We start from the raw sequence: 26,921 nt of genomic DNA, 5'->3' as shown, positions 1-26,921 counted from the left end.
TGCGGTGTAATACCAGCAGTCCTTTTGTCATGTAAAGGAGAGATTGCGCACTTGGGCAAGCAACTCGATTTATACAATGATTATATTGCACCACAATGGAATGACTCGGCACTCGACGTATGCAATATGGAAAGCTGGGTTTTGGCAAACGTCATTGCGTATGCTCCACTCTATCACTATCTTCGTACAGAAGAGATTATGTCCTATCATCTCATTATAAAAGAGACGGGAAGAAATCCATATCACCTTGGAGGCACGGGTCCAAATGCGACAACCATAAATAAAGAGCCGGTGCCAAGAGACTTTCAGCTATCATCTAAAAAACTTTGGACACTGGAATGGATCATTGAGAACCAACGTGGACGTTGGTTTTGGAAGTCGGATGCAGACCACGACGATTTTCAAGAATGGTATGATAAAAAATTCAAATGAAAGGGTGAGCAAAATGAAAACAGTATGGACGAAATTTAAATGCGAAGAATGTGGACGAACATTTCAAATTGAAGAAGATCCAAATGATCGGCTCGATGAACCCGGCTGTCCCGAATGTTTCGAAACCAACTGCATCGAGTTGGGCAATGAGAATGATCTACATTAACATGTAGAACGATTAGGAGGGATGACAGCATGATGAACCGAAAAAAATCAACATGTACCCTATCCCTCAATATTGTCTATATTGTAGCAGCAAAGTAATCTACACCAGTAATGCTGCAATGTATGGTAAAGAATACGGGAACGGCAAATGTTACAAATGTACAAGCTGTGATGCCTATGTAGGCGTTCATGATGGTAGCAAGATTCCATTAGGGCGTTTGGCTAATCGACAACTGAGACAGTTGAAAAAGCAGTGTCATCATTTGTTTGATCCTATTTGGAAGAAGAAAAAGCGGCTTCGAAGCTATGCCTATGAAAAACTTTCGGAGTTGTTGAATATTTCAATTAAGGAATGCTATTTTGGCTGATTCGATGAGCAACAATTAAAGCAAGACATCCAGATTATTCCATATCCAGATTGGTATTTGAAGAGGAAAGAATAAAGGACCTAATTTAAAAGCAGCTACCTCTACGGTGGCTGCTTTTTTATAAACCATAACTTTCCTTATTAAAAAGTGATAGTATTTTCTAATATAAACGAGAGATTCTCTGAATGAAGATATTTAAAGAGTGAGTTGTTTCAATTGATAGGCATATATTTGTTAAGATAATCGGATAATTTATTTATAAATTCAGTCATTTTTTTAGGTTGCCAATTCAATCTATGTCCGGATTTCTTAAATTCTATAAAATCGTAAGAAATATTATTATTATTCAGTACATTTAATAATGATTCAGCTTGTTGATAAGGAACAATGCGATCTTCTTTACCGTGAGCAAATAAAATTGGAGCTGAATGTTTATTTATTAATAATGTTGGAGATACTGATTTTATCTTCTCTTTATAATTTTTGTTTTTAATTTCCTGTTCTGTTACATCAACACCTAAAAAACCATTGAAAAAGTTCAATTGCTCTTTTATACCTTTATAAGATGCTATATCCGTAGTTATACCAAAATTTTTTGGTTCTGTTAATGTCGGACCAGATGCTTGAAATGTGAACACTAAAGGTATAGATGAGTTTTTAGAATCTCGGTATGCATAGACCATAGCTAATAGTGAGCCGGCTGAGCCACCGCCCGTTGCCATTTTATTAATAGAATATCCTGATTTGTTGGCCTGTTGAATTACTATAGGAATTGCTTTTTTAATTTCTTCAGTAATTTCGTAAATCGTTATAAGGTGATTGGAGTCTTTGTCAATAAGCGTATAATTAACTCCAGCCCCAACATAACCTTTTGATGCTATCCATTTTAAAATATCTGAATCATCCGCTTTGTCTCCTCCTGTGAAACCTCCGCCATGCGTGTAAACGACTAGTCCATAATTCTTTTTTGATCGATTAGCAGGTAGGTACAAATCAAATTTGTTGGATTGTTTATCTCCATAAGAAAAATCTTTTTGTATAGTGCCTACAGAATGATCCCATTTGATTTTTGATAGTCCACCGTCTCCAGTTGTAAAATCAGTAATGACTACGGAGCCGAATACCGTAGATAATGCAAATATTACTGTATACATAAATCCCCAAAGCAATTTTTTTCTCATGTTTTAAAACCACCTTCCACCAACGATTAAATTGATAAAAGTATTAAATATAAAATATCCTGTGGCCATGCCTAAAATAATCAAGATAATGCTTGTCCAGACTCTAATTTTGATTTCTTTTTTCATGGTAAAGATCACTCCACAGGCATATATTTTTTAAGATATTCTTCAATTTTTTGTTGGTAGATTACTGCTTCTTTATTATCGTTTTGTAAACCATGACCGGAATGAGGAAAAACAATATATTCATGCGGAATGTTGTACTCCTCTAGTTTTTTCACTAAGCGTTCTGATGACTTAAATGGCGCAATTTTATCATATGCCCCATAAGCAGCTATAACGGGAGGAGAGTTTTTATTGACCCACATATCAGACGAAATAGGTTTGACTGCCTCGTAATAAGTATGATTTTTAATCATATTAGTCGTGATTGTTTTTCCTGACATGACACTAAACAAACCAGCTGCACTTTCTAAATTTTGATCCAACCCATAATTTGTCCAATCTTCATGATAGAAGCTTGCTGGACCTACAGCTTCAAAGATTAATTTTACTGGTACAGGCGCTGTATTTGAATCTCGAAGTCCAAAAATCAAAGCAAGTGTTCCACCAGCCGAACCTCCAGACACTGCCATTTTATTAATAGGATATCCAAGTTTGGCAGCTTCTTTTATAACAGAGGGAATAGCTTTTTTGATTTCTAAGGATTGTGAATAAACACTGACATTCGGATTTTTGTCTGTGAGAAGTGTATAGTTGATACCTGCCGCTACATAACCTCGAGAAGTCAACCATTTTAGCATTGTTTGATCATCTTGTTTGTCACCAGTTCTAAAACCACCTGCATGAAGATAAACAACAAGTCCATAATTTTTCTTGTTTATACTTGTTGGTACATATAAATCAAATTTATTTGCATCATTATTGCCATAAGAGATATCTGTATATACTTTTCCTATTGAATCATTCCAGCTAAACTTTGTTGCACCTTGCAATGGATCAGAGTTGGATTTGATAAAAATGGAAAAAGCCACTGATATGATAAACACACCAATACACAGTAGAATAAATCTCCAAGTGCTTTTCTTTTTATTTATGTGATGGCTCATAATATGTTACCTCCAAACATAGTTCCACCGAGTAGAGCATTCAATACAAACCGAAATATCAACCTTCCCAAAACTGCTCCTAGAATAATTACTAATAACAATATGATAACTCTCTTTTTTGTGAGAAACTTCTGTTTTTCACTAGTTTGATCTGACATAAACGATCCTCCTGACTTTTTCTCTTGATATTTAGACTTAACAGATGTACCATCTAATGTATCGAATGTACCATCAATCAAATATGTAATCAATATATAGTGGGAAATGGTACAAAAATGGGGAGAGTGTACCAGCATGGGGAACGAAGAGCGCAACACATATGTAAAAAAACAGATTACCAATGCCTTCATTGAGCTTCTTAAACAAAACGAATTTTCAAATATATCCATTAGTGACATTACAAATGAAGCTCAAGTAAGTCGGAATTCTTTTTATAGAAATTACATTGAGAAAGAAGATATTCTTTTAAATTATATTCATTCTCTGCTTCAAGAGTGGCGTATTCTTGATAATCGTGAGGAGAATCAGACAAACGAAAAAATGTATGGGAGTCTTTTTGCTCACTTAAAGGCAAACAGTGATTTTTACATTCTTCTTAAAAATAAAAATTTATTCCATTTATTTCTTAAAGAGTTTTTGGCTATCTTTGGTTCGAAACCTGATCAGGACAATTTGTCTGCTTATATTGTGTCATTTATAGCATACGGAACTTATGGTTGGATCGAAGAATGGATTGCGAGAGGGATGCAAGAGTCGGCAGAAAGCATGACAACACTTTTATCTTCTCAAGGGCAAACATAATCGCCTAAGCTTATTTTGATGTACTGCCCTGTCTAAGTATGATGATCGATATTTATCATTTGCAAAGGTACTTTGCTTTTAGTCGATTTTCACGGTTTTTATTCCTTGATTCAAGAGCTGACGTTTCTTTTTCACGATTCATTAATTCGAATTCTTCAATTTTTGCGAACTAAAGTACGTCTACTACCCTGAACGAAAGCCACTTCGAACGATCGGAGATGTTCTTTCTGACCTTCCTGCACCAAGTGATATCCTAGCAGGAGGCCTATTGCATAAGTTGCCGCGTCTCCAATGGAAAACGTGAATGAGACTAGCTTTAATTCCAGCTGGTGGCGACTAACGTGATCTCAATAAGATTGATTGCGAAAATCTCCGGGTGACACACGCTCCACGAGCTGGAGCTTATGCGGTGGAGGATTAGAATAAAAGGAGCCGAAGGGCAACAGGTTCATCTGGCCACGCTTGCAATATCTGGAGAAGGTAAAATCAACTTGTATCGTGTTCAGTCTGTCGAAGACGCAGCAACTTGCGTGACTGGATCTGCTGGTGTCAATCAAGGTGCAGGTTGTATATCAGATCCTAACTTGTCGGTTCGATCGAACCGACATCCTGGCGTATATCAAATTGTGCGAGCTGATGAGCCAGCTCCATGCGTAACAGGCACACGGTTTGGCAGCGGTGCAATTGCTGTTGCCGATCCTCGCGTCAACCCCAAGTTGATGCCTGATAGTTACGGCGTGCAAGAGTGGGACACAACCGCTAAGACGGTGCGATCTGCTAATCGGATTATGCAGTCTGTTGACAGTCCAGCAGGTACAGTAACAGGAGCAACAGATGTACAAAACGGTGCCCAGCTTATCGCTGATCCGCGCATTAATAGCGCGCCACGATCAGACACAATGGGCATGCAAAATTGGAATTGTACAGCGAAGACAGTAACAGGCAGTATGGATGTTCATGCTGGAGCAGCAGCTATAGCCGATCCGCGTATACCTTCTGACAAAGAGCAAGGAGTCTGGACAATTATCTCCCTTGATGGTACATAGCATCGCCCACTCACAACTTACGAGCTGGCGATGCTACAAAGCTTTCCTACGCATCTTCCAGATGGTCGTCCGTTTCAATTGGAAGGTTGCAGCGACCAGAAAGCACGCGAGTATATTGGTAATGCAGTGCCGAGAGAAGCCCAAGAAGAAATGGGAAATGTACTACTTTTAGCAGCAGCTGAAGCTGACGCGAATGTAGGTTTTACGCTCAGTTGGCAGCCAGTATGGGTTGCTCCTGAAATAGAAGAAAATTCTCAACTGATTCAATAAACAATAAATACGGAGGGAATGTAAGCTATGAATAAATATTTTATGTCTTCTCAACACCTGAAAAATTAAAAACAGATAAAAGCAAAATATATGCGCTATTGGTCAAGCGAGTATGAAGCGGCTGCTTATGTCGCCTCATTACCGGAAATCTATTATCGGATTAATTGGGATGATCAAGATTCGCCTGTTGCCTGGTACTTTGAATGGGTGGTTACGGGAACAGATGAGTATGGAGATGAGGACGGATACCATGCAGAATCTAAAATCATGAAAGGTCTTTCGGGAATCTATCAAGAATTGGTTCGTGGAGCTGTTGAACTTTTTACCAGTGGTGATTTCAAATTTGATTTAATGCATTTCCTCGGTGGAGCAGATCAAACCCTCTACCTTGTATTTTTACAAATGATAGAGATTCGTCGACGCTCATCTATTCTGAGTTTATCTGGCTACAGTCCTGACTTAGAAAATTAAGAAATAGAGGCAGCTACCTATAAGGTGGCTGCCTTTTTTATACGCAGTTCTGCGCTATATGTATTATGAAGGAGGAACAATATGAGCAAACATAGTAAACTGTATGATCGTGCTGGTCTATGGCAGACACGTGCATTACAAGCTCTAGCCAAAGGAGATCATGATCGTGCAGGGCGACTCCATACAAAAAGCTTACAGCTTGCCGCTCATGCTAAACGTGAAGAAGAAAAGATACTAAAGAAGCAGCATCGCCCGTACAGTTAACGAAATTATGTGAGGGGTCTTATCAGTTGGAGATGCTATTTTAAGCATTATTTAAAGCTAGAATGTATAGTAAGTAAAGAGGAATAATCCGAAGTGAAAAAATACAAAATTATGAAAAAAAGAAAAAATTTACAATAAAAACGTATTAATTGTATAATAGAAATAGAGAACATGATACAAACTAAAATGGGGAGGAGATTATTTATATGACTGCTTCATTTATTATGATGGTACTTTATTTACTGTTTTTATTCGTCGTTGTCGCTACAGCAGCTTTTTTCATAATAAGGTATGTTCGCAAAAATAAAAAGAATCACTCTGAGCAGCAATTAGCATTCAATTCTCATAAAGAAAAATAGCTCATTTTATGAATTGCAAAATAGTTAATAAAAGGCTGTCCCCGAAAACAATGTGGGACAGCCTTTTTATTTTTAGAACCTACTCAATACTAGTTCCAAGTTAGAGTCATCCAACCAGAGCTGGTTACGGTTGTATAAGCTATCCATCTTGAACTTCCAAGAGGTACCCAAGCATTATCGAACATTTTTGCAGTGACAGAAGAGTTGATTTCTGCTGGGAAATTAGCAGTTGAAGTACCACGAGTAATAGTCAAAGATGGATCAGAAAATTGAGTAAATAGCCCCCAGTATTCTTGGTTACGTGCATTAGTGATTTGAAATTGTGATCCTGTTTTAGTGAGATCGAATCGGTAACTCATTGTAGAAATACCGTATGTAACTTTAGATGTCCATGTTCCTGTATAAGCTTGGTTTGATTCTGTACCTTGTGTAGAAATACTAGATTTAATTGGAGTGAATGTATTGGTCACCGTATACTCATTTCCTTTAGAGTCGCTATATTGCTTAGTTTCGGTAAAAGGAAGAGTAAAATTGACCTTGTTTAAATCCTTTTGTACATTCACATCTGGGGTAGCGACTGTAGCTGCTGGACTGGATATCACTTCATTTGCAAATGCGGGTACAGCAGATGTAAGAGAGAGTGAGACAGCTGCTGCACATAACAATATTCCAAAGCCTTTTTTCATACTTAAAACCTCCTAGTATATTATGTATTGCTTCTTTATTATAGAATTAATGCCAAATAAATACATTTAAAAATGTTACAATAATTTGAATTTTTAATTTATTATGTATAAATTACATAATTTACTATAAAAAATATTACATAACATATTAAAAATAAATAGTGAGTGTTAAGAAGTAATCATTTCCATTCGATAAATTTTAATTTAGATGTATCGCTAAGTTTCTGAGTTTTGGTTAAAAATGTCTGTGTCAATTATAACTACGCATGGTAATATAGGAACAAACGTTCTTATAAGAGGGTGTGGAATATTTGCAGATACAGATTGATTATACAAAATTAAAAGACAACAAAGTGATCTGTGCAGATGCTAAGTCCTTTTTTGCTACTGTTGAAATATTCAGCAGAGGACTTGATCCTATGAAATCAATGTTGGCAGTCGTTGGAGACCTGAGCCGACGTGGATCAGTGGTGCTAGCCTCTAGTCACGCGCTGAAGGAACGTTACCACATAAAGACGGGCAGCCGGTTGTACGAAATTCCAGATGATCGTCGTATACATATTGTCCCTGCTCGGATGAGCTTATATATAGATCAGTCTATGCAAATACTCGAAATAATAAATCGTTTTGCACCAATCGAAGCTATCCAACCCTATTCAATTGACGAGGTGTTTTTTACTACTTTAGGGATGGAACGGATTTTCGGATCTACATATGATGTCGCAATGTCTTTGAAAAGATCGGTATATCGAGAGCTTGGATTATTGCTTGGTGTTGGCATTGGACCAAATAAATTTTTGGCAAAAGTTGTTCTGGATAATTAAGGAAAAAATACCGGTATTTATGAGATTGCATACTCGCAAATCCAACAAATGATCTGGCCACTGAATATAATCGACGTGTGGGGCATTGGCAGTCGTATGCAGAAACGTCTAAATGGCATGGGCATATATAAGCTAGGCGATATAGCTAAAACCCGATTATCTCATTTAAAACGTCACTTTGGGATCATGGGTGAGCAGCTTTACATGCATGCTTGGGGCGTCGATCTTAGTCCTGTTTTCGTCGATCCACTCGCGGAAGTGAGAAAAGGCATTGGCTCTGGAATTACATTAATGAGTGACTACAATAAACAGGATGCCCGTACCGTGATTATTGAATTGACGGATCATCTGACAGCAAAGTTGCGACGCTATAAAGTTGCTGCGTACACGGTATCGCTGTCACTTCGCTATAGTCATGTTACCCCACTAAAAAGTTATCATAAGGCGCATACCCTGTATGCCGCAAATAACCTAACCAGCCCATTTGTTGGTGTTCTGGAGCAGCTACTGGAACAAGCAACAGATGCACCAATACGACACATAGGTATCTCATTTACAAATTTGGTTGACGAGTCGGCTATACAGATTGATTTATTTGATAGAGAGCAACATATGAAGTTACTTCGCTTGAGTAAAACCATTGACTATATAACGCATCGCTACGGATCCAATGCTATCTATCGCGCTGTATCAAACACATCTGCTGGTACTTGGTTAGATCGTGGGCATAAAATAGGAGGACATTATGAATGACTTATCAAGATCGTGGAAATAAAAAGTGGACATCTATGTTTTTATCAGAGCATCGAGATCGGCTACATGAATGGGCTTTATCACAAAAAGATGTTGAACGTCCTATTCTCAGTGCAGATCAACTTGAGGAATTAAACTATGTGATAGAACGATACTTGCTGGATCATTCATCTGTAATTATTTCTTATTACAAAAACGGAAAAATCGTGAATTGAAGGGTATTCTCCATAGCTACGATCTGATTGCTCATGTATTGGTTGTATGCAGTGCGTCTTTTGCTAAGTGATATTCTATATATAAAAAGTGATGCTCAATTTGAAGAGATTTTATTAGAAGATATTTGACATAGCAAGATGATATTGAAATTAAGGTAGCTACTTATAAGGTAGTTACCTTTTTATTTGACGAATTGTCAAATGAAGTGCAACACCTCGAACTGAATACCAAGAGGCTCATGGCCAGATTCGTGTAGAATGAAGTCACCACAACACCTTCTACAAGGAGAATCGACCATGAGCTACACTCATTTTAGCATAATTGAACGCAGCAAACTAGAACTTCTACTCTGTCAAGGAGCGGGTGTCCGAGCCATCAGTCGGATGCTTGGAACATCGGCAAGTTCCGTTAGTCGAGAGCTTAAACGTAATGGGGCGACTTCGACCTATAAGGCTCAGGAAGCTCAAAATACCTACGCATGCCGAAGACAAAGAGCGAAGCCGCTTGGAAAATGGAACCCGGAACTCGCTCATGAAATCGAAACCGACTTTGAAAAAAACTATTCGCCCGAGCAAATCCAATACAGCCGCCAAGCGAAAGGACTTCCTACCGTTTCCTTTAAAACATTGTACAACTGGCTCTACGCCGGTCGGCTGAGCCGGGGTGAATTTCAGGTTCTCCGGCACAAAGGCAAGCGTCAAAAGTCAGCAGAGAAACGAGGTCGTTTTACGATTGGGAAATCCATTCAGCAGCGTCCTCAAGCCATTCGTAGCCGGGAAACCTTTGGTCACTGGGAACTGGACACCATGGTCTCCAGCCGAGGAAAAAGCAAAGCATGCGTTGCGACCTTTATGGAGCGGAAAACACGTTTTTACCAAGCCATTAAGATGCCCGATCGAACCGCTTTGTCGATGGAAATCGCGTTCGGTGTGCTGGCTGGTCAATATCCAGAGTCAGCCATTGTCACTGCGACTGTCGATCGAGGAAAAGAATTCGCGTGTTATGAAGCCCTTGAGCATCTGCATGGCATAGAGGTTTATTTTGCCGATCCATATGCCTCTTGGCAACGTGGTTCCAATGAGAATGCGAACGGCCTGCTTCGGGAATTTTTCCCGAAAGGCTATGATTTTGCTCAGGTGAGCGATGCTGAACTTGAACAAGCTCTTGCTCGGATCAACAACCGACCTCGCAAATGTTTAGGCTGGAAATCAGCACACGAATCGTTTCAAGCCGAACTGTTGCACTTGGATTGACAATTCGTCTAGTATATACCTATTGATAGAACAAATGAGATCATGGTATCGTTCCTGTTTTATAACGCTGTGGCTTAATCACTTTACGGAAACATTTCATATTTTACAGATAGAATGTTCTTTTATTTTAGAATTGAGGGCGCTTTTTATCGGAATACATACGTTAATCAGCAGGGTTCTTCTCTAAAATCTTAAGACTATAAATGAAGAAGTGAAAAATACTTTTCAATGAATTTAGATATTGCTTACACGATTCGAACTTGTACTCTTGATCAATATGATCTTGCATCCAATCCCTTGTATCTAATCGACAAATTTTGAATAATTTCATATTACTGAATCGAGATAATATACGAAATCTCAATGTTATCTCCACTTGTTCGACGCTAGAATCTTGCTGATATGTAAATGAAGAATCATACTTTTAGTTTATCTATAAAGAAGAAGAGGAAGTGAACTATTACTTGACACTCATAATATCGAATGATAAATTTCATTTTATGACGACTAAAAAAAATACATTACAAGATATTATGGATACTGGACTTGCACTTATACAAGAACGAGGATATAACGGTTTTAGCTATGCAGATATATCGGAAGCAATTGGTATTCGAAAAGCGAGTATTCATTATCACTTTGCTACAAAAACCGATTTAGTTCATGCTATTCTTAATCGATATGAAAGAGATTTTGATGAGAATTTGAGAGCAATTCATATTCACTATCCAACACCTTTGGAAAAGTTGGAAGCCTATTTTGGACTCTATCGAGCTACATTGGAAGATAACAGCAAACTATGCCTATGCTCCATGATGGCAGCAGAGATTTATTCGTTTCCTGTTGAAATTCGAGATAAATTAAATTCTTTTTTTGAAAATAACGTGGATTGGTTGAAACCTGTACTAGATCAAGGAAAACAACAAGGAGAATTTAGATTCTCCAATTGTGCTAAAGGACAAGCGGAAATGATCGTTGCTTTTGTTCAAGGAGCACAAATATTAGCAAAATCAACAGGCGAGATCAAGCAATATAATATTCTTGTTCAACATTATATGCAGAGCCTAACATAATAAATCTTGTTAAGATGAAAAGAAATTAACGAAAGATGTATGTATGCAAGGCAGGACGTACATCTTTACCATGAATTATATTTACTATTTCAACTATCTACTAGTAGATAGTTGAAAGGCTTTGGATTAGTTTTAGAACAGGAGCGTGTAGCGATGAGAACTACAATGAGAGCAATGCAGGTTGGTAGTAAAGGGGAATCGATGCAAATGGTAGAACTGCCGATCCCCATGCCTGATACAAATCAAGTGTTGGTTCGCGTACAAGCTTGTGGAGTGTGTAGTGGTGATTCTACCACTATTCGCGGAGGAGCTCCGCATTATCCACGAATTCCAGGACATGAAGTGATCGGTGTGATTGAGCAGCTGGGTTCAGAGTCTGAGCGCTGGACATGTGGGCAACGTGTTGGTACAGGATGGCATGCTGGAAACCATCATGTTACTGGATTAACAATAGATGGAGGTTATGCGGAATATATGATCATTTCTGAAGATCATCTCGTCCATATTCCGAATGAATTATCGTCTGAAGAAGCAGCTCCACTGATGTGCGCAGGCGAGACTACTTTCAGTGCCTTGCGTAACAGCTCTGCGCGTCCAGGCGATCTAGTGGCTATTGCAGGTATTGGTGGATTGGGACATTTAGCTGTGCAATATGCACGCAAAGCGGGGTATGAGACAGTAGCTATTTCACGCGGTAAGCAGAAGCAAGAATTGGCACAGACTCTAGGTGCACATCATTATATCGACTCTGAACAGGATGATGCAGCTCGAATGCTAAAAAGATTAGGAGGCGCCAAAGTAATATTAGCCACAGCTCCTAATCCAACACTGATTTCTTCGCTTATTCATGGGTTAAGCGAAAAAGGAGAGATGATCATCGTAGCCGGTTCCGGTAAGCCTCTTTCATTATCTACGATGGATTTTTTACGAGGACCATATACGGTAAAAGGTTCATTTACAGGTCATGCGCAAGAGATTGAACAAGCGATTCGTTTTAGTATGCTTACCGATGTACGTCCACAAATTGAAATATTCACACTGGAACAAGCGCAGGAAGCCTATGATAAAATGATGGCTTCGCAGACAAAGTTTCGTGCGGTGTTAAAACTATCTGGTTCTTAATACACATTATAAAACCATGCGATACGATTCGCATGGTTTTTGATATACATCTGAATATCGTGTAGGATGAATTGTGTTGTTCAGTGGTTGAGAGCATAGTCTTTCCATTCTGTAATGCCTTCATCCATACGATAAGCGTGATAACCTTGCGCCTGAAGTTTTTGTGCAGCAAGAGCAGAGTAGGCACAAACTGGACCCCGACAATATGCAACTACTTCTGCATCTTTCGGTAATGTTCGGATGGATTCGTCTAATTCATCTATGGGGATGGAGATTGCACCAGGAATATGTTCTTCTTCATACTCTTTCTGAGGACGCAAATCGATCAAAATCATAGACGATGTATTTTTTTTATCCATTACTTCTTCCAGTGAAAGTGTTTTGACATCATCTAGATTATTTAAAAAATCTTCTTTTAACTTGCTAATATCCGGTAGTTGTTTTTCACTGATGCGCCATAAAGAAGACAGAAAATGAATAATTTCTGGATCAGCTAGAGAATAGATAGCATATGTTCCTTTTTTATTGAATTTTACTAGTTTAGCATCAAGCAGAATCTGAAGATGCCGCGAAACATTAGCTATATTCATATCTGTGCTAGTGGCAATATTTTCTACGGTTTTGGGACTATTTGCTAGTATATTTAATATCTCTAATCGTTTATCGCTAGATAAACATTTTCCGATTCGAGCCAATTGTTTGTACAGATCATCTTTTAAAGCTTTTGCAGAATCAAACTCAGTATTCATGTATGTCAACCTCTATTCTTTGATAATAATCATTCATGGTAACAATATAATAGAAATAGCAATATACGTATTCAGATTAGTATATATATCATACCATATTCACATCAATATTCAATTAATCAATAGAATAATTTTCAAGAAGGAGAAAAGGCTATTGACGAATGCTCCTACACATGATATTATTCAATCGTTCAATTGAATATTGAATTAAAAATGAATCTTAGTAAAGGAGAGTATGGATATGAGTGCGACAGCATTAAATCATGATACATTTGAAACATACATTCAATCTGGTGTTTCCTTAGTTGATTTTTGGGCACCATGGTGTGGTCCATGTCAAATTCAATTGCCGATTGTGGAACAACTCGCTCAAACTATGGATCATCAAGCTCAGATTGCTACCGTAAATGTAGATGAAAATTCAACATTGGCTGCCCATTATGGTATACGAAGTATCCCCACCTTACTTTTGTTTAAAGACGGACAGCTCATCGATCAAATGAGTGGTGTTCAACAACAATCAGTACTTGCGAGTAAAATTGTGAATGCTTTGCATAACTAAAATGTATAAATCAGTAATACATTGTATTATATAATCTACCTATTAGTAGGTAAGAAAAAGGAGATATTAACTATGACATTTGAAAACAAAACAGTAATCGTAACCGGCGGAGGAACAGGTATTGGTAAAGAAACAGCAAAACGTTTCTTTAATGAAGGTGCGAATGTAGTCATTAATGGTCGTCGTGAAGATGTGTTGAAACAAACTGCAAATGAAATCGACCCAACTGGTCAAAAAGTACGTATTGCGGTAGGGGATATCAGCTTACCAGACACTGCGAAAAAACTGGTTGCTGTAGCTGTAGAAGCCTTTGGAGGTATCGATATTCTTGTCAATAATACCGGTAAATTCAATCCAACTCCATTTTTGGACCATACAGCTGAAGATTTGGATTCGTATTTGAATACGATTGTAAAAGGTACTTTCTTCCCATCTCAGGCTGTCATTCCTGAAATGAAAAAAAGAGGCGGCGGTGCAATTATCAATACCGGTTCGATGTGGGCGATTCAAGCTGTCGAAGCGACTCCATCTTCTGCATACTCTGCAGCAATGGCAGGTCGCCATGCACTTACTCGCAATATGGCAATTGAATTTGCTGCTGATGGTATTCGCGTCAATGCAGTAGCACCAGCTGTAGTAGAAACACCAATTTACAATACGTTTCTTACCGAAGAAGAAGTAGCTGAAGTACTACCAGGCTTTAATGCATTCCACCCATTGGGTCGCAATGGCGCTCCAAAAGATATTGCCGATGCGATTCTGTTCTTAGCAAGTGACTCGGCTGCTTGGATCACTGGTGTTATTATGCCACTGGATGGCGGCGTAACTGCTCGCTTGAGATAATCACTATACAAAGCAGAAGAGTCAATGTTACCAATTGGCTCTTCTCTATTATAAATAGAAGATTCGTGTAAAAAGATATAACGCGAAGATGATGGTGATCGGATGCCAAATCTATCCAAAAAAGATGAATTGTATCAACCTTATCAGCGAATGAGAACCTGCTTAGAAAGTACAGAAAAAGCAAACATTATGAACGTTTTATCTCATGGCCCGGAGCAATTGGAACATCTAGCTTCTCAACTGGATATCGATATTTCTACGATATCTGAACACATAACGACATTGATACAAGCTGATTTTGTAAAAGTTCATCAACATGGAACGTCTACTCTATATAGTTTGAAAGATCCAATTATTACAGGATTTATATTGTCATTTTCTATATTCTATCAAAGTCAATCGATGAATCGTTCACATATACAACCAAGCAAACTATAAACAAGGTGTGATAATGAAGGAGCATACGCATGACATTCATGATAACAAAAGAACGACCAGTCGTGATTTTGGGCGCAGGGCTTAGTGGAATACAAGCTGGAGCTTTACTTGCAGCACGCCAAATTCCTTTTCGTATTCTCGAAGCGAGAGAACGAATAGGCGGAAGGATACTTGGTCAACATGTACCGGATTATCCAGAATTGGGTGTTTTTGATGTAGGACCGACCTGGTTTTGGCCGCATTCCGAACCGTATATTACGGAGCTTGCTAAAGAACTCGGATTGGATACCTTTCCACAATTCCGCACAGGACATATGGTATTAGAGCGAGCAATCAACCAGCCCCCACAGCGCCATATGCTACCTGAACTTGGAATGGAATTGTCTATGCGATTTGCAGGTGGGGTAGAAACTTTGACCAACGCTTTAGCTGCAAGACTTCCAAAAGGAACAATTTCTCTTCAGCATCGTGTTCAGACCATTGCAAGAGATATAGAAGGTTTCAGTCTAGAAGTTCAAGGGCTTGAAGTACCTATTCAAGCAGGCGCTGTCATGATTGCTTTGCCTCCAAGAGTTGCTGCGCGCTCTATTTCTTTTTTTCCAGCACTTCCAGCTAGGCTGGAGAAAGATTTAATGGCAAAGCCAACTTGGATGGCAGGACAGGCAAAAGTAGTCGCTGTGTATAAAACTCCTTTTTGGCGAGAACAAGGGCTTTCTGGACTGGCTACCAGCTGGGTAGGACCCTTACAGGAAATTCACGACGCTTCATCACCTGAAGGCACAGGTGCACTATTTGGATTCTTTGGTATTTCGGCACAAGAACGTGCTAAGGCAGGAAAAGAGCAAGTATTAGAAGCAGTACAGCAGCAATTGATTCGCTTGTTTGGTCCACTTGCCCAACATCCGATCGCTCTATTGTATCAAGATTGGTCATTAGAGAATGAGACAGCTAGCCTCGAAGATGCAGAACCACTTCGAGATTATCCGATGTATGGTCCAATCAATCATACAGAATTCGAAGAATCACCTATTGTGTTTACCGGTACGGAGACGGATCAAAATTATGGAGGACATTTGGAAGGGGCACTACGATCGGCCGAACAAGCCGTAGCGCATCTGCTGACAAAAATAAAAGATAGTTAAAGTGAAGTGTATACATGTAGTTGATTGTAAATAAGTATTAAGGAGAGATTGCGATGTACCAATCCATTATTATGGGTACTGGTCGTGCTGGATTAACGGCTGCTATATACAGTGAAAAGTTTATTAAATTGTTTGAGCATACAACCGTGTAATGATGTGATTTATTTTAGGAAGTATAGCTTTGTTTGGAATGTCGCTATGTCAGATATGAAAATCAATCTCTGTAATGTATTCAAAACAAAGTCTTATTGATGTAGTAGCTTTAACTTCATCTCACGTAAAGATGTTTGATATTCGAGATGTTATCGATTTTTATCAAGCCCATATATAAGGAGCAATCAATATTTCGTTGGGCGACTGCCTCTTGTATCGTAAAAGGATTTAACTCTTGAAGTTGAAGTGATGATTCTATGGTATGGCTGCATAAAAGTAAAAAAGCAGCTAGAATTTTAATGCAGCATGGATTTAATAAATTATATATTGTAGACGTAAAGTAGATAATCAGACATCAAATGGTAATTGTAAAATAGATAAATAAGGGAGAATATAAATATGAATAATGATAGCTTATACAAAAAAACGAATATCAATCGTTTAGGTGAATATAGTAAACTAGCAGGGGATGCATTCAGAGCCTTTGTTCAATTTGATCAAAAATCATTGGCTCCTGGTGTATTATCCGGTAAACTAAAAGAACTGATCGCAGTTGCAGTCGCTCATGTCACTGGATGTCCTTATTGCATTGAAATTCATGTGAATAACGTGAAGAAAGAAGCAACTAAAGAAGAAGTTGCAGAAGCGATCATGGTAGCTACAGCTCTCAAAGCAGGTTCTGCTATGGCACACGGAGTGAATGCGCTGAACGCTTACGATGGAACACTGGAAGACGATGAGCTTTACAAAGGTTCCTATTTGAATCGATTAAAAGAGTATTCTACTTTAGCAGGTGATTCTTTTAAAGCCTTTATTGCTTTTGATATGCAGGCAATGAAGAAAGGGTTATTGTCTGTCAAGGAAAAAGAATTGATTGCTGTTGCGATTGCTCATGTAACTGGCTGTCCATACTGTATTGAAGCTCATGTCAAAGCAGCTAAAAAAGTTGGCGCAAACAAAGAGGAAATGGCAGAGTCAATCATGGTTGCAACAGCACTAAAAGCAGGATCTGCGATGGCGCATGGAGTGAATGCATTAATTGCTTATGATGAAGATTCGATATAAGAACATTATTTAGATATTTGAAACAGGATAGGCGAGTGCCTATCCTGTTTTGATTCGATCCATTTGTTGTTACTCAATATATCGCGGTTAGTATTAGAAAATACAAGCCTACGTTTAGTTAAATATTGAATCATTCTTAGATTTTATGACAATGATCATTCTCAATTGAAATTATTACTTAAATGACAGTACATTAATATCATCTACAGCAATTATTCACAGCTGAACACATTAGATGAATTACAACTGACGACGAAGCTAGTGATATAGATCAAAGGAACAACCATCTCAGCCCTTGCACTTACAGCTGCGCCATCTATTACCGCATGCAGCAGTGGAAACAACAACGGTAGTACTCATCTATCGTTTGTACTCAGTGAAGCAACAGCAAGGAAGCGAATCAGCGGCGTAGGAGGAAACAGCCATACAGGAAAACAGTTCCAATCCTCATGAGCAGAAAGCGGAAACAGAGACGTTGCATCCGGAGCAGCTTCCGAGCGCCTTGCTACAAGGCAAAACGGCTGCTATATATGCGCAGTTAACTCCCGACTTTCAAAAGGTACTGTCACAACAGCAACTGGAAGATACGGTTCAATCCTCGCTGAAGGATGTACAGTCGTTTGACATGCTGGGCAAAGCAATTCCATTAAACCAGCATACGCAATATGACTGGTTGGATAACACTGGCAAGCTTGGAATGACCGCTCTGCTGAATGAACAGGGCAAGATTGCCGGATTACAATTGCAGCCAGTACAATCGTTTCCGGAAACCGATCAGAAGCTGACCACCGCCACGTATCGTCTGCCATTGCAGGGCGATTGGTTCGTCTTCTAGGGCGGTAACAATGTATTGCAAAATTATCACTATGCAGTGGAATCACAGCGGTATGCGTATGATTTTATTCAGGTGAAGGATGGAATGTCTTACCGCGGGGATGCTACGCGTAACGAGAGTTATTACGCATTCGGTCAGCCTGCATTAGCACCAGCAGATGGAACAGTGGTAGCAGTGGTGAACGATATTGCGGACAACGAGCCGGTTGGTACAATGAATCCAGAGCAGCCCGCAGGCAATAACGTAGTCATCCGGCATGGTAGCGAATATAGTCTGCTGGGACATTTGCAGCAAGGCTCCGTTACCGTGAAGAAAGGCGATCCCATCCAAGCTGGGCAGATTATCGGTAAGATTGGCAACTCCGGCAATTCCAGTGAAGCGCATCTACATTTCCAAATAGCAGATAACCCGAATCTGGCAAATGGGAAATCGATTGCTGTACGTTGGCAGGGAGATATGGAGCCGGTTAAGGGGCAGATCGTCAATAACAAGTCATAATTCATGCATCCATCGTCTTGTCGTTATATGGGCAAACTCATCTTTGCCTTTACCGATCTTGGATTGGATTCAATAAAGTGAATCGATACAAGCACCCTCAATCTACCTCATCTGCTAAACATTTGTCAGATGAATAGGTTACGGGTGCTTTTTGTACATACAGGATGGATATTATAGCAGTTCTTGTTGTGGAACCGATAAACGGGGAGCAGTTCAAGTATAGCAGGTTATTAAAAAGAGTCTTGCCAATATCCTACACTTAGGATATATTTATCCTAAAGTTAGGATAAAACAGAAAAGGGAGACTTATGATATGACTATTGTATCGATCGTGCTTCAGATTTTGCTAGGTTTGGGCTTTATTATGTTTGGCAGTATGAAATTTGGTTCCAAGCAAATGGTGGATGAATTTCAGCGTTATGGATATGGGAGTGGATTTCGACTGTTTACCGGATTGGTCGAAATGATAGCGGCAGTACTGCTGCTCTGGGGCATCTGGAACGGCGTAGCAGCAGTAGCGGGAAGCTTGCTCGTTATCGGTACGATGCTAGGTGGAATTTTGACTCATATTAAGATTAAAGATCCGGGCAGCAAGCTAGGTATGCCGATCATTTTGCTGGTGCTGGGTATTGTTGTGCTACTGTTAAATATCAACGCCGTCATCTGATATTTCCGAATGCAAAGGAGAGTTCAACATGAATCATGACATGCGACCGTGGGAAGTGGAAGAGTTGGAGATTGAGGACAGTCAGACGTCGGAAGACCAGTATGCTCAGAACGATCGCGTTCATTCGATAGACCCCTTATTCTGCTTCTTCTGCTGGGCATGGGGAGTGTCGGATGATGAAGATGAATGGGGTGGTGGCGATCATTTACCATTTTAGACATTCCATCGCAATGAATTGGTTTATGACGATGTCTCGCTAACTCCGAAAAAGTTATAATGGTACAGTAAGCATACAGATGAATGCGCCGTCAGCTATCATGAACTTCATTTGGGGGTTAGAACAATGCAGGATCATAACGATCTGGATTTGAGATTGTTTCGTATATGGATGAAAGCCTCTAAGGCATTAGTCGACAATATTCAAAAAGACATTGCCAGCCATAAGATCAGCAATGAGAATTTTATTACGCTGGAATTGCTGTATAGCAAAGGGGCTCATCCGGTACAGAAAATTAGTGAGATTCTGTCGATTCCAAGCGGCAGTATCACTTATGTCGTCAACAAGCTGGAGCAAAAGGGATTGGTAGCAAGAAAGCCGAACCCGGATGACCGTAGAGCTTTTAATGTGGACATTACTGATGCAGGCAGAGCTTTGTTCGATGAAGTATTTCCGAAGCATGTGCATACGATTTCCAGCAATTTTGCTTCCGTTTCTAATGAGGAAAAAGAGCAGTTGATTGAGCTATTAAAAAAGATCGGGTTTGGAGCACAACAGTTGAAGCGCTGATGCTGACCGAATTGCCAAAGGCATCAACGAATAAATGTGACATACACACAAAGACCTTTTCCCAAGCTATTACGGAAAAGGTCTTTGTGTATGTTTGTTGTAAAATGTTTAGTGTTATCCCAGCATATATAGATAATTAACGCAGCTTCGTCGCCCGTTGCCACCACGTATACACGACAACCATCAACAGCACAATCACTACAAATACCGCATATATCTCCCCATATCGAACCGCCGCAGGATTCACCATCCAACCAGCAAAGGAAGTCGTGCCTTCACGATTCAACCAATTGCCCATCACTGTAGTCGCAATCGAACTGAATACAAAGTTCACCAGCATAAATAATCCCATTCCTGTACCGGATAACGCCGGTGGAAGGGTGCGAGAGATCGTATTTGCCATCGTCAGTTGGAAGAAGGACTGAGCGATATAGCCGAAGATTAGCAGTAGCATCATCGTATATGGATTGCTGCCAGCCAGTACGGTAAAGCATCCAAAGCAGATCAAATAAAAGCACAGTGCTAGATAACCCGTCCACGCATTGCCTTTGCGATCTGCTAGCTTGCCTCCCGCTCGTGCTAGCAATGCTGCACATAATGCACCGGGGAACATTAGCAAGCCGCTGGTAAAAGCGCTCAATCCGTTGATCTCCGAGAATAATAGCGGCGTCAGATATGGCAGGCTGAAGCCGATGCCTGAGCTGCATCCAAACAACAGCAATCCCCAGCAATAATATGGATTGCGGAATAGCGCAGGGACGATAAATGGCACCGCTGCTTTGTGAATCCGCCAAATGAACAGTACCAGCCATAATAAGGTTAATCCGGCTGTACCTATATTGATATTCGTAATCGTGAGCAGCAACGTTGCAATTGTCAATGCTAGCAGCAGTGCCCCAAGCACATCCAACTTGCTACGTGTTCCCGCTTTTTCATGTAAATATGTACGGAAAAAGGGCAACGATACAACAGGCAGCATCGCCAGCAGAAATAGATCGTTCCAATGCAAATAGGTGGTCAAAAAGCCTGCAATGATTGGTCCTACCGCCACGCCAAAGCTGAGTCCAGCAGAGGTCATACCAAGTGCACGTCCACGCATCTCCGGTGCAAAGAAGCGCACAGGAATGATCATCGCACATGCCGGGAACACCGAAGCGCCTGCTGCCTGAATCAGTCGCGCCGTTACGATCCATGCAAAGCTGTCTGCAAAATAACCGCACAGCGATCCAACAGCTAGTAACAACAGACCGACAGTTAGCAGGTCTTTGAGTCGATACTGGTCGGCAAGTCTGCCGTACATCACCGAGCCGATTGCATAGATGATCATATAACTGGTCACGATCCAACCTGCTTGCGATGTTTGTAATCCCAGCTCGGTCCCGATCGAGGGCAGAGCTACATTGAACATCGTTGCATTCATCGAAGCAAATACTAATGCGCCCGCCAGTACCAATAGTAGACGGTTGGCAGTGTGGGCGCTGGGCAAAGAGATAGAAGAATCCAAGTCGTTTGTTCACCTCTGGAAAGGGAATGAGTTGGATATTATTGCAGTCTCATTCCCAATTGATATGTGTTGTATCGTCGATAGTGTATCGTTTACATTTCAGATGGGTATCATCCTTGCCGGATTTACTTATTCATCAATGTGAATGTACGTGCCGTTTGCTTATTGGAGGACATCTCCAGAATCGGGTAGCTGTAAGAGCGCATCTGCTGCTCGTAAGCATGCACATACTCTGCCCAATCCGCCGGACGATCATTCATGGCAATCATCTGCTGTGCGAGTTGATGAGCATCCTTGAGTGCCAGATTCGCACCAGCACCATAACTTGGTGGCATAGCATGAATGGCATCGCCAAGCAAAGTCACGCGGCTAGTTGTCCACGGCTCTGCCGGGTCGAGCAGACGAATCGTTTGCGGGAAAATGGTGTCGGGGTCGATATGAGCTACCAGTTTGCGCAGATCGCCCGACCAGTCGCTGGTCAGCTTTTTCATGATGTCATGTAGCTGTTGCGGCGCCGATTGACGCAGTACGTCGTCGCTGATGCCTGCATCCGGTCCAATGCTAAGACTGACCATGATATAGTCGTCCACATGCTCAATAGCAGCGCCCGGTGCCAACTCAGCGACCGCTTCTGTTACAGCACGGCGTGGTTGATACGGGCAGATTGCCATATACGTACCGGCGTCGTCGGATGCGCTAGTCAGTCCGTCGAAGAATACATCCGGTAGTGAAGTCGCTAGCTTCTCATTCAGCTTGAGCTTGGAATACAGGGCGCGTGTACCGGTATCGATGACGTCAATATCTGGCAGCAGTTGTTTGCGGATGACGGAATTGATGCCATCCGCACCGATGAGCAGATCGCCGTTGACGATGGTGCCATCCTGTAATTGCACCTGCACACCGCTGTCACTTTGCGTATATCCAGTTACCTTTTGACCGAAATGCACTAGATGTTCAATCCCTATAAGTAGAATCTGGCGCAGTGTTTTGCGGTTGACGGCTGTATGCGGCAGTACCGGGTCATTGGCAGGTCCAATATGCGGACGCACACCTAATTCGATCCCGTTTTTGTCCAGCAGTATTGCCATTTCGCGGCGTGGGGTGCGACGGGATGTTTGTACATATAATTCATACAGATGGTCAGGCAATGCAAAGCGTAGTGCATTTCCGCCATCCGCATTCATATGCAATCGATAACCGGATATGCCCATTTCCAGATCTCGTTCGTAAACGGCGCAGCTGATTCCGGCTTTGTGTAAGGATTGTGCCAGACAGAGACCGCCAATGCCTCCGCCCGCGATAATAATATGCAAATTCGACATGATTTCCCTCCTGATGGTTCGATACCAGATGTCAGCCTTACATGGATCATGGCTGTTATGCTATATTTTACCTATCGAAAAATGGCAATCAACCATCAGTTTTACAAGAAATGTATCTTATTCGTCACATTGAACATAAGTGTTGCTTAACTCTCAAATGTAATACAAAAAATGAAAGATTGTTTCGGCAAGTGATCATTATGAGAACTGCCGGAGCAAGGAACAGGAGTGCCCTATGAAATTCATTCATCCTACGAGTCGTACCGCTAATCACTTGAATACTGCTAGTCGTATTGCTAGTTCGAATATAACGATGCCAGCTATTGGTAGTAGTCTGACTACAGACTTCGCTGGCGAGTGTATGGAAGGAAAGCGCACAGATCGTCGTGTGCTGCGTACTCGCGAAGCGATTTTGCAGGCATTGTTACAGCTTGCTTATGAGAAACCGCTGCATGCCATTACTGTAATGGACATTACGCGGGCGGCGGATATTAACCGGGCAACCTTTTACGCTCATTATCAGGATAAACAGGATTTGCTGGACAGCTGTATGGATGAGATATTGGTGGAGCTAGATGAAGTAATGGAACGACCGCAAACTCGTCAGCCGGAGCAGCCATTCGATCTGGAACTGCTGGCAGGCGTATTTCGTGAGATGTTTGAGCATATTTGGCGTCATGCGGATTTTTACAAAGTGATGCTAGGCAATGAGCACACATTTACGAAGCGATTCCAGCAGCTGTTGGAGAGTTTTATTAACAAAGGATTGCAGCTGTTGCAAGGCGAGCAGCCGGAACGATTAGTCAAGCAGGATGTATATATGAGTTACAATATTTATGCCCATCTTGGGGTTATTTATAACTGGTTGGAGCAGGATCTACATTATTCACCGTGCTTTATGGCTGAGCAATTCATGCTGCTGTACAAGCTGGGTGGTGCACGTGTAGCGGAGTATGAGTTCTAATTCAACCGTTGGTAGGTCATCTGTTCCTTTATTTGTATGAAAATATAAATATGCAGTAACAATACTTAAATGATAACTATATAGTTAAATCTAAAATAATTTCAAACGAATAAAAAGAACTTGAATGAGATAATAAACGTTACCTTATAAGATGGACACTTTGAAAAAAGACATCTTGTAGAGTCTTTTGAGTATAATAAAGAAAAAACGAGTGGTGGTCGAAACGAATTGCTAAACAATTGTTCACAATCCAGCAACAAAAACAACTTCAAAATAATCCTCATATGAAACAGGTCAGCGAAAAAGCCATCACCTATACGGATACGTTTAGAGAACACTTTATCTAAGCTTACAAGCAAGGAAAGCTCTCGCGTGAGATTTTTCAAGAGGCAGGCTTTGACTTCGATATGTTGGAAAAAAACGTATTCAAACGGCTCCTCATTGTTGGCGTACCGCTTACAAACAGAAGGGGGATCATTGGTCTTTCGGATGGCAGAAAGTAAGGTTCGGGGCGTTCACTGGCGCTCCAAAAAGAAGATCGCCCGGCTGGAATGGCTCGAAGTCAAGAACAAATTCCTAAAAAGCTCGATTGGCTCGAAAGGCGGGCGAAGAAACCGAAATCAAAGTAAGGATGAGGCAGAAATTCGAATGGATTCAGCAGATTGCGAATCAGCCGACATTCAAACATAAAGTGCGGTGGCTGTGCCATCTTGCTGGGATCTCGCGTTCCGTTTATTATACGTATTGGAGCGAGAAAGCCTTGTGCCATCGGCAGAAACAGCAGAGAGTCCTACGTGTTGGATAGCCAAAGCGACGCAGGAACACCGCACGTGTCCCAATACATTGCAATGGAAATTTAAACCTAGCATCGCCAGTCAAGTTCTCCTAACAAATATTACTTATCTCCGTTACGGAGCGTGTCACCGGGCATATTTGTCTAAGATTCAAGATGCCCAAACGAATAAAATTGTAGCGTATACGGTCTCAGATTCACTGGGATTTACTTTAGTGCTGGAGACGATCAAACAACTCAAAAAGTAACTCCATCTCACACGTGAAGCGTTCATTCAGATTAGGGCTTTCATTATACACCCAACATTCCAAAAGCTCGTGAAGAAAATGAAGCTCGGACAATCCATGTCGCGAAGAGGAGATTGTTAGGATAACGCTCCATAGGAATCCTTCTTTGGTCATTTGAAAAACGAAACGAATCTCAAGCCTGCCTAAACACTCCAGAAAGTGAAGCGAGAACTCAAGCGTTGTATAACGTATTGCAATCGGAAACGTGGGCAATAGAATGTCAAGAAGCTGCCGCCTGAATGATACAGGCAACAGCTTCTTGACGTGTCCTAACCTTTTTTCAAAGTGTCCTTACAAAGTGTATAGTTTATAAGCGTTCAGTTCTTTTTATTTTTTATTATAAGGAGTTTTCCCTTATAAATGATAATTCGATTCCTGCTATTCAAACTTTGAGATGAATGTATTGGATAAGTGATTCTATATGATCTTTTTCTCAATAGATTCTTAACAAGTAGTTTTTGATACCCACAAACAAGAAAACGTATGAGAGAATAGTAAACTTATGAATAATTAAAGTTTTATGAATCTTAGAGTGAAATAATAAAAAGCGTCATGACAAAAATTATTGTGCTTTATTGTGTTATTCATTTAATGATGTATATTTATTAGATATTTGGTTTTGGGCTAGGGTTATTATCGCAGCTCTTTTACATAGTTTATATAAAGGATAGAGATAAGATTTTGATCATCTGGAAAAACATATGTTACACGAATTATCATTTGTAATTGTAATAAATATAAAAATCTCAATTAAAGACATTAGAAGTCTCATAAGGTATCAAAAATTATTACTTAATAGCATATAATTAGTCTCATCTATAGATGTTACTCACAATATTGTATTCGTCCTTATATTTAATAATTGCCTCATACAAGATCGATGTATACGATCCTGTATGAGGTATATTGGCATGTGTAAAATACAATTGATTACTACGAAAGGTTTGATTTTTTTAAGATCTGGGTTGTAGGTGTATTTTGTTTTTCACTAAAAATTAAAGTTAATGCACCCAACATGAAAACGATAGCAACGACGCGTTGCCAGGAGAACGTAATCATCGCACTATCAAATAATCCAAACGTATCAATAACAAAACCAGCTAGTATTTGCCCAACAATGGTGGCAAGATTTGCTGGAGTAACCCCCAACGTATTCACATTAAAACTAGATAAAAACAAATAACCAAAACCTAAAAATACAGCAAGTAATTGCGTTTTAGGGGCATGTATAAGGTCAAACAATTTGCCACTACCAAAAAAACAAACAAGAATAGTAAGGACTAAAGCACCTATAGATAATGAGATGAAAACAGTTTCCAATAATCCAATACGTTTACTTGCTGTTCCATTGATTGATGATTGAGTGCTAACCGCTGCTCCACCAATTAACGTAACTATAATAATTAAAACTATACTCATTTCAATTCTCCTTTATATTAAAGTAAGTATCAATGCACATAACATGAATAACATCGAAGCTATTCGTCTCACTTGGATTGGCTTTTTTTTATTATGAAGCCAGCCGTAATGATCAATTAAAATACTGGTAGTTATTTGCCCAATGATGACAATGATCATGGAGAGACCTACACCAATGAGAGGAACCCCAATAACGATAGCCAACATATAGATAACTCCCAACACGCCCCCAAGGAAATTCCATCTTGGGAGATGGAGAGCTTCTGTAAGATTGCCCCTTCTAAAAAATATCAAAAGAACCAAAGCGATAATGGCTCCCATTGTAAAGTTGTACCAGTTTGCTTCCAACTCTCCTACATTCTCACCTAATTTTCCGAAAAGGGCACCTTCAAAACTTAAAAGTGTACCCGTTAGCATAGCAATCATAAAAAATATAGCTTGTTTTACCATAGGTTGCGCACTCCTTCATGTAATTTGAAAAGACGTTGCATCTATAAAGG

At 40.2% G+C, this 26,921-nt stretch carries 32 protein-coding genes; 24 read left to right on the top strand and 8 right to left on the bottom strand.

Annotated elements, in window-relative coordinates:
* Nucleotides 1-51: 51 nt before the first annotated feature.
* Nucleotides 52-432 (top strand): hypothetical protein, encoded by a 381-nt coding sequence (locus ACDE64_RS12785; RefSeq protein ID WP_411347029.1) that lies wholly within the window; start codon nt 52-54, stop codon nt 430-432.
* A gap of 218 nt (nt 433-650) precedes the next feature.
* Nucleotides 651-965 carry a zinc-finger-containing protein gene (locus tag ACDE64_RS12780; protein ID WP_411347028.1) on the top strand — a complete coding sequence of 105 codons (315 nt, stop codon included), beginning with the start codon at nt 651-653 and terminating at the stop codon, nt 963-965.
* A gap of 212 nt (nt 966-1,177) precedes the next feature.
* On the opposite strand, the gene ACDE64_RS12775 is transcribed toward ACDE64_RS12780, so the two are convergent.
* Together ACDE64_RS12775 and ACDE64_RS12770 are read right to left on the bottom strand one after the other, a co-directional pair.
* On the bottom strand, nt 1,178-2,146 hold the full coding sequence (locus ACDE64_RS12775; protein ID WP_411347027.1) for a prolyl oligopeptidase family serine peptidase: 969 nt from the start codon (nt 2,144-2,146) through the stop codon (nt 1,178-1,180).
* A 134-nt stretch (nt 2,147-2,280) separates the two neighbouring features.
* On the bottom strand, nt 2,281-3,255 hold the full coding sequence (locus ACDE64_RS12770) for a prolyl oligopeptidase family serine peptidase (protein WP_411347026.1): 975 nt from the start codon (nt 3,253-3,255) through the stop codon (nt 2,281-2,283).
* Between the two features lie 294 nt (nt 3,256-3,549).
* Between ACDE64_RS12770 and ACDE64_RS12765 the strand changes: the two genes are divergently transcribed.
* From ACDE64_RS12765 to ACDE64_RS12745, 5 genes are all read left to right on the top strand, one after another.
* Nucleotides 3,550-4,056, top strand: a complete 507-nt coding sequence (locus tag ACDE64_RS12765; RefSeq protein WP_411347025.1) for a TetR/AcrR family transcriptional regulator — start codon at nt 3,550-3,552, stop codon at nt 4,054-4,056.
* Nucleotides 4,057-4,547: 491 nt separating this feature from the next.
* On the top strand, nt 4,548-5,102 hold the full coding sequence (locus tag ACDE64_RS12760; RefSeq protein WP_411347024.1) for a hypothetical protein: 555 nt from the start codon (nt 4,548-4,550) through the stop codon (nt 5,100-5,102).
* Nucleotides 5,103-5,132: 30 nt separating this feature from the next.
* The gene (locus ACDE64_RS12755; protein WP_411347023.1) at nt 5,133-5,372 is read left to right on the top strand and encodes a hypothetical protein; all 240 of its coding nucleotides are present in this window, start codon (nt 5,133-5,135) and stop codon (nt 5,370-5,372) included.
* 90 nt (nt 5,373-5,462) lie between these two features.
* The gene (locus ACDE64_RS12750) at nt 5,463-5,843 is read left to right on the top strand and encodes a hypothetical protein (protein WP_411347022.1); all 381 of its coding nucleotides are present in this window, start codon (nt 5,463-5,465) and stop codon (nt 5,841-5,843) included.
* Nucleotides 5,844-5,924: 81 nt separating this feature from the next.
* A complete protein-coding gene (locus ACDE64_RS12745) occupies nt 5,925-6,107 on the top strand; it encodes a hypothetical protein (RefSeq protein ID WP_411347021.1) in 183 nt (60 codons plus the stop codon).
* A gap of 448 nt (nt 6,108-6,555) precedes the next feature.
* On the opposite strand, the gene ACDE64_RS12740 is transcribed toward ACDE64_RS12745, so the two are convergent.
* Entirely contained in the window at nt 6,556-7,152 is a 597-nt protein-coding gene (locus ACDE64_RS12740) for a hypothetical protein (RefSeq protein ID WP_411347020.1), read from the bottom strand.
* A 311-nt stretch (nt 7,153-7,463) separates the two neighbouring features.
* Between ACDE64_RS12740 and ACDE64_RS12735 the strand changes: the two genes are divergently transcribed.
* The 6 genes from ACDE64_RS12735 (at nt 7,464) to ACDE64_RS12710 (ending at nt 12,393) form a co-directional block, all read left to right on the top strand.
* Nucleotides 7,464-7,976 carry a hypothetical protein gene (locus ACDE64_RS12735; RefSeq protein WP_411347019.1) on the top strand — a complete coding sequence of 171 codons (513 nt, stop codon included), beginning with the start codon at nt 7,464-7,466 and terminating at the stop codon, nt 7,974-7,976.
* A 48-nt stretch (nt 7,977-8,024) separates the two neighbouring features.
* Nucleotides 8,025-8,729, top strand: coding sequence for a DNA polymerase thumb domain-containing protein (locus ACDE64_RS12730; protein ID WP_411347018.1), 705 nt, complete (start codon nt 8,025-8,027; stop codon nt 8,727-8,729).
* A complete protein-coding gene (locus tag ACDE64_RS12725; protein WP_411347017.1) occupies nt 8,726-8,944 on the top strand; it encodes a YolD-like family protein in 219 nt (72 codons plus the stop codon). Before ACDE64_RS12730 ends, ACDE64_RS12725 begins: the two co-directional genes overlap by 4 nt.
* 297 nt (nt 8,945-9,241) lie before the next feature.
* Nucleotides 9,242-10,198, top strand: coding sequence for an IS30 family transposase (locus tag ACDE64_RS12720; protein ID WP_411347016.1), 957 nt, complete (start codon nt 9,242-9,244; stop codon nt 10,196-10,198).
* A 500-nt stretch (nt 10,199-10,698) separates the two neighbouring features.
* Nucleotides 10,699-11,271, top strand: a complete 573-nt coding sequence (locus ACDE64_RS12715) for a TetR/AcrR family transcriptional regulator (protein WP_411347015.1) — start codon at nt 10,699-10,701, stop codon at nt 11,269-11,271.
* A 153-nt stretch (nt 11,272-11,424) separates the two neighbouring features.
* The gene (locus ACDE64_RS12710; protein WP_411347014.1) at nt 11,425-12,393 is read left to right on the top strand and encodes a zinc-binding dehydrogenase; all 969 of its coding nucleotides are present in this window, start codon (nt 11,425-11,427) and stop codon (nt 12,391-12,393) included.
* A gap of 80 nt (nt 12,394-12,473) precedes the next feature.
* Here the strand turns inward: ACDE64_RS12710 and ACDE64_RS12705 are convergent, their stop codons facing one another.
* Nucleotides 12,474-13,142 carry an ArsR/SmtB family transcription factor gene (locus ACDE64_RS12705; protein ID WP_411347013.1) on the bottom strand — a complete coding sequence of 223 codons (669 nt, stop codon included), beginning with the start codon at nt 13,140-13,142 and terminating at the stop codon, nt 12,474-12,476.
* 241 nt (nt 13,143-13,383) lie between these two features.
* Between ACDE64_RS12705 and trxA the strand changes: the two genes are divergently transcribed.
* From trxA to ACDE64_RS12655, 10 genes are all read left to right on the top strand, one after another.
* Entirely contained in the window at nt 13,384-13,704 is a 321-nt protein-coding gene (gene trxA / locus ACDE64_RS12700; RefSeq protein ID WP_411347012.1) for a thioredoxin, read from the top strand.
* Nucleotides 13,705-13,776: 72 nt separating this feature from the next.
* On the top strand, nt 13,777-14,547 hold the full coding sequence (locus tag ACDE64_RS12695; RefSeq protein WP_411347011.1) for an SDR family NAD(P)-dependent oxidoreductase: 771 nt from the start codon (nt 13,777-13,779) through the stop codon (nt 14,545-14,547).
* A 102-nt stretch (nt 14,548-14,649) separates the two neighbouring features.
* Entirely contained in the window at nt 14,650-14,985 is a 336-nt protein-coding gene (locus ACDE64_RS12690) for an ArsR/SmtB family transcription factor (protein ID WP_411347010.1), read from the top strand.
* A gap of 29 nt (nt 14,986-15,014) precedes the next feature.
* Nucleotides 15,015-16,127: a flavin monoamine oxidase family protein gene (locus ACDE64_RS12685; protein WP_411347009.1), complete on the top strand. Its 1,113-nt coding sequence runs from the start codon at nt 15,015-15,017 to the stop codon at nt 16,125-16,127.
* A gap of 552 nt (nt 16,128-16,679) precedes the next feature.
* Nucleotides 16,680-17,345 (top strand): carboxymuconolactone decarboxylase family protein, encoded by a 666-nt coding sequence (locus ACDE64_RS12680; RefSeq protein WP_411347008.1) that lies wholly within the window; start codon nt 16,680-16,682, stop codon nt 17,343-17,345.
* Between the two features lie 475 nt (nt 17,346-17,820).
* Complete coding sequence (locus tag ACDE64_RS12675) at nt 17,821-18,180, top strand: hypothetical protein (protein WP_411347007.1); 360 nt, start codon at nt 17,821-17,823, stop codon at nt 18,178-18,180.
* Nucleotides 18,181-18,195: 15 nt separating this feature from the next.
* The gene (locus tag ACDE64_RS12670) at nt 18,196-18,678 is read left to right on the top strand and encodes a M23 family metallopeptidase (RefSeq protein WP_411347006.1); all 483 of its coding nucleotides are present in this window, start codon (nt 18,196-18,198) and stop codon (nt 18,676-18,678) included.
* Nucleotides 18,679-18,991: 313 nt separating this feature from the next.
* Complete coding sequence (locus ACDE64_RS12665) at nt 18,992-19,345, top strand: DoxX family protein (protein WP_411347005.1); 354 nt, start codon at nt 18,992-18,994, stop codon at nt 19,343-19,345.
* Between the two features lie 28 nt (nt 19,346-19,373).
* Entirely contained in the window at nt 19,374-19,562 is a 189-nt protein-coding gene (locus tag ACDE64_RS12660; RefSeq protein WP_411347004.1) for a hypothetical protein, read from the top strand.
* A gap of 126 nt (nt 19,563-19,688) precedes the next feature.
* Nucleotides 19,689-20,132, top strand: a complete 444-nt coding sequence (locus tag ACDE64_RS12655; protein WP_411347003.1) for a MarR family winged helix-turn-helix transcriptional regulator — start codon at nt 19,689-19,691, stop codon at nt 20,130-20,132.
* 136 nt (nt 20,133-20,268) lie between these two features.
* On the opposite strand, the gene ACDE64_RS12650 is transcribed toward ACDE64_RS12655, so the two are convergent.
* Both ACDE64_RS12650 and ACDE64_RS12645 read right to left on the bottom strand, forming a co-directional pair.
* Nucleotides 20,269-21,636 carry an MFS transporter gene (locus ACDE64_RS12650; RefSeq protein ID WP_411347002.1) on the bottom strand — a complete coding sequence of 456 codons (1,368 nt, stop codon included), beginning with the start codon at nt 21,634-21,636 and terminating at the stop codon, nt 20,269-20,271.
* 125 nt (nt 21,637-21,761) lie between these two features.
* Entirely contained in the window at nt 21,762-22,958 is a 1,197-nt protein-coding gene (locus tag ACDE64_RS12645; RefSeq protein ID WP_411347001.1) for an FAD-dependent oxidoreductase, read from the bottom strand.
* Nucleotides 22,959-23,193: 235 nt separating this feature from the next.
* Here ACDE64_RS12645 and ACDE64_RS12640 point away from each other — a divergent pair, with 235 nt between their 5' ends.
* Nucleotides 23,194-23,922: a TetR/AcrR family transcriptional regulator gene (locus ACDE64_RS12640; protein ID WP_411347000.1), complete on the top strand. Its 729-nt coding sequence runs from the start codon at nt 23,194-23,196 to the stop codon at nt 23,920-23,922.
* A 2,013-nt stretch (nt 23,923-25,935) separates the two neighbouring features.
* Here the strand turns inward: ACDE64_RS12640 and ACDE64_RS12635 are convergent.
* Nucleotides 25,936-26,421 carry a DMT family transporter gene (locus tag ACDE64_RS12635; RefSeq protein ID WP_411346999.1) on the bottom strand — a complete coding sequence of 162 codons (486 nt, stop codon included), beginning with the start codon at nt 26,419-26,421 and terminating at the stop codon, nt 25,936-25,938.
* 12 nt (nt 26,422-26,433) lie between these two features.
* Nucleotides 26,434-26,871: a DMT family transporter gene (locus ACDE64_RS12630; protein ID WP_411346998.1), complete on the bottom strand. Its 438-nt coding sequence runs from the start codon at nt 26,869-26,871 to the stop codon at nt 26,434-26,436.
* Nucleotides 26,872-26,921 lie beyond the last annotated feature (50 nt).

The sequence above is a fragment of the Paenibacillus sp. WLX2291 genome (assembly GCF_046603665.1).
GTDB lineage: Bacteria > Bacillota > Bacilli > Paenibacillales > Paenibacillaceae > Saccharibacillus.
This window is presented reverse-complemented; position numbering and strand designations above follow the sequence as displayed.